Consider the following 2,217-nt stretch of genomic DNA (forward strand, 5'->3'; position numbering starts at 1 on the left):
GGCGGCCTTCAGGCGCTGCTGGGCGTCGGTCCAGCCCTTGGCCGGGATCTCCCAGGGCGTGCGCGCGGCGCGGCCGCGGCCGGGCTCGCGCGCCTCGAAGGCCTCGGGGCTGGTGTCCAGCACCTCGTGGGCGTGGAGGCCGGCCGGCTTGGCCGCGCCCTGCGGCGGCTGCGGCGGCTCCAGCAGGCGGCGCACCATCCAGCCGGCGAACAGCAGGACGGCGCCGTCCGCCACAAAGCGGGCCCGGCGCCAGCCGGGTCGGTCGCCTGAGGATCGCAGCGCACGCGCCATGAACGCGGAAACGATGCGGGCTGCGCGCCGTTCCGCTCGCGTGCGCCCCTTGCGTCGGGACGCCCGCGAGCGATAGGAGGCCCTCATGCCCACCCTCGTGAAAGCCTGGACCGACGCCCAGCAGCGCCTGAAGGCCGCCGGCGTCGACAGCCCCGCCATCGACGCCCGCCTGCTTCTTGAAGCCGCCTCCGGCGCGACCAGGCTGGATATCCTCACCGATCCCTACCGCGAGCTGTCGGCCGAGCAGGCCGGCGCGCTGGAGGGCTATGTCGAGCGGCGTCTGAAGCGCGAGCCGGTGGCCCGCATCCTGGGCCGCAAGGGCTTCTACAAGATCCTGCTGGGCGTCACCGCCGACGTGCTGGTGCCCAGGCCCGACACCGAGAGCGTGGTCGACGTGGTGCTGCAGGCTTTCCCGGAGGCGATGGGCTTCACCATGCTGGACCTCGGCGTCGGCTCCGGGGCCATCCTGCTGGCGGTGCTGGCCGAGCGCCCGGCCGCCAAGGGGCTGGGCGTCGACGTGTCCGAGGAGGCCCTGGCGGTGGCGCGCGAGAACGCGTCCAATCTGGGCCTGGCCGACCGCGCCGCCTTCCTGCGCGGCGACTGGACTGCGGGCCTGGGCGACGAGAGCTTCGACCTGGTGGTCTCCAACCCGCCCTACATCCGCACCGCTGAGATCGAGACCCTGGATCCGGAGGTCCGCGACCACGAGCCGCGCCTGGCGCTGGACGGCGGTCCGGACGGCCTGGACGCCTACCGCCTGCTCGCCCCCGAAATCATGCGGGTGCTGAAACCCGGTGGGGTTTTCGCCGTTGAGATCGGCTGGGACCAGTCGGCCGAGGTCGAGGCCCTGTTCAAGGCGGCGGGCGGCGATCAGGTGCGTACGGCCAAGGACCTGGCGACCAAGGACCGGGTCGTGACCGGCGTCAAAAATCCGCTTGGAAGCGACGGCCGGACGGGATAACACTGACGGGGTCTCCACCTACATCGCCGGGCTTCAGCGCGCCTTCGGGAACGCCAGACCGGTGGATCGGGGCTTGCGGCGACGCGCGAGGATTTTCGCGCGAGACGCCGGGGCGGAGATGCGACAGCGGCTCAAGACCAGACCAGCGGGGACCAAACGTCTCCTGATCGGCCGAACAGCCGCACGCGCGAGAGACGGTTCTCTCGCGCCAGCAGACGGTCATTCCGAATGAGAGATTTCAAGGGCGGCGGCATGAAGCGGCAGCGGGGCCGCAACCGGAAGCCCGGCGGCGGCGGCGGCCAGGGCGGCGGCGGCAGCACCAACCCGAACCGCGCCTGGGACTCGACGGGTCCCGAGAACACCAAGGTCCGCGGCAACGCCCAGCACGTCTACGAACGCTACCAGCAACTGGCCCGCGACGCCTCGTCGTCCGGCGACCGGGTGCTGGCCGAGAACTTCCTGCAGCACGCGGAGCACTACTTCCGCGTCCTGCGCACCCTGCAGCCGCAGCGCCCGGTCTCCGAGATCGCCGCCCGCGACGCCTTCGCCTCCGGCTTCGACATCGACTTCGAAGACGAGAGCGGCGAGCCGATCGAGATGGACGGCGTGGCCGAGGCCGGCGAGACGGAGGGCGGCGACCAGCAGAGCGCCCGCGAGGAACGCTCCGAACAACGCCATGAGCAGCGCCGCGACGAGCGTCGTGAAGATCGGCGCGACCGCGAGCCGCGCGAACAGCGTGAAATGCGTGAGCCGCGTGAACCGCGTGAGCCGCGTGAGCCGCGCGAACCGCGTGAACCCCGCGAAGATCGCGGCGAGCGCCGGTTCGAGGGCGAAGCCCGTGGCGGCGAAGGCCAAGGCGGGGGCCGCCGCGAGAGCCGCCGCGACCGCTACGAGCGCCGCCGCGACGAACGCCGCGACCAGCCGCGCGAAGCCCGCGACCCGCTGGCGGTGATCGAGCCGAAGGG

At 72.5% G+C, this 2,217-nt stretch carries 2 protein-coding genes and 1 pseudogene; 2 read left to right on the top strand and 1 reads right to left on the bottom strand.

Features of this window, described 5'->3' with window-relative positions; translation table 11 throughout:
* A pseudogene (locus G3573_RS21205) lies at positions 1-234 on the bottom strand (hypothetical protein); the annotation flags it as partial.
* A 142-nt stretch (positions 235-376) separates the two neighbouring features.
* On the opposite strand from G3573_RS21205, the gene prmC reads away from it, so the two are divergent.
* Positions 377-1,252 (top strand): peptide chain release factor N(5)-glutamine methyltransferase, encoded by an 876-nt coding sequence (gene prmC / locus G3573_RS21210; protein ID WP_163263625.1) that lies wholly within the window; start codon positions 377-379, stop codon positions 1,250-1,252.
* 252 nt (positions 1,253-1,504) lie between these two features.
* Positions 1,505-2,217, top strand: a 713-nt coding sequence (locus tag G3573_RS21215) for a DUF4167 domain-containing protein (protein WP_240454836.1), incomplete at its 3' end; no start/stop codon positions are given.

It is taken from the genome of Caulobacter sp. 17J65-9, assembly GCF_010975005.1.
Taxonomy (GTDB): Bacteria; Pseudomonadota; Alphaproteobacteria; order Caulobacterales; family Caulobacteraceae; genus 17J80-11.

Bases quoted from the DNA above. Each gene is read 5' to 3' on its own strand.
- prmC (WP_163263625.1), top strand. From the start codon at position 377: ATGCCCACCCTCGTGAAAGCCTGGACCGACGCCCAGCAGCGCCTGAAG.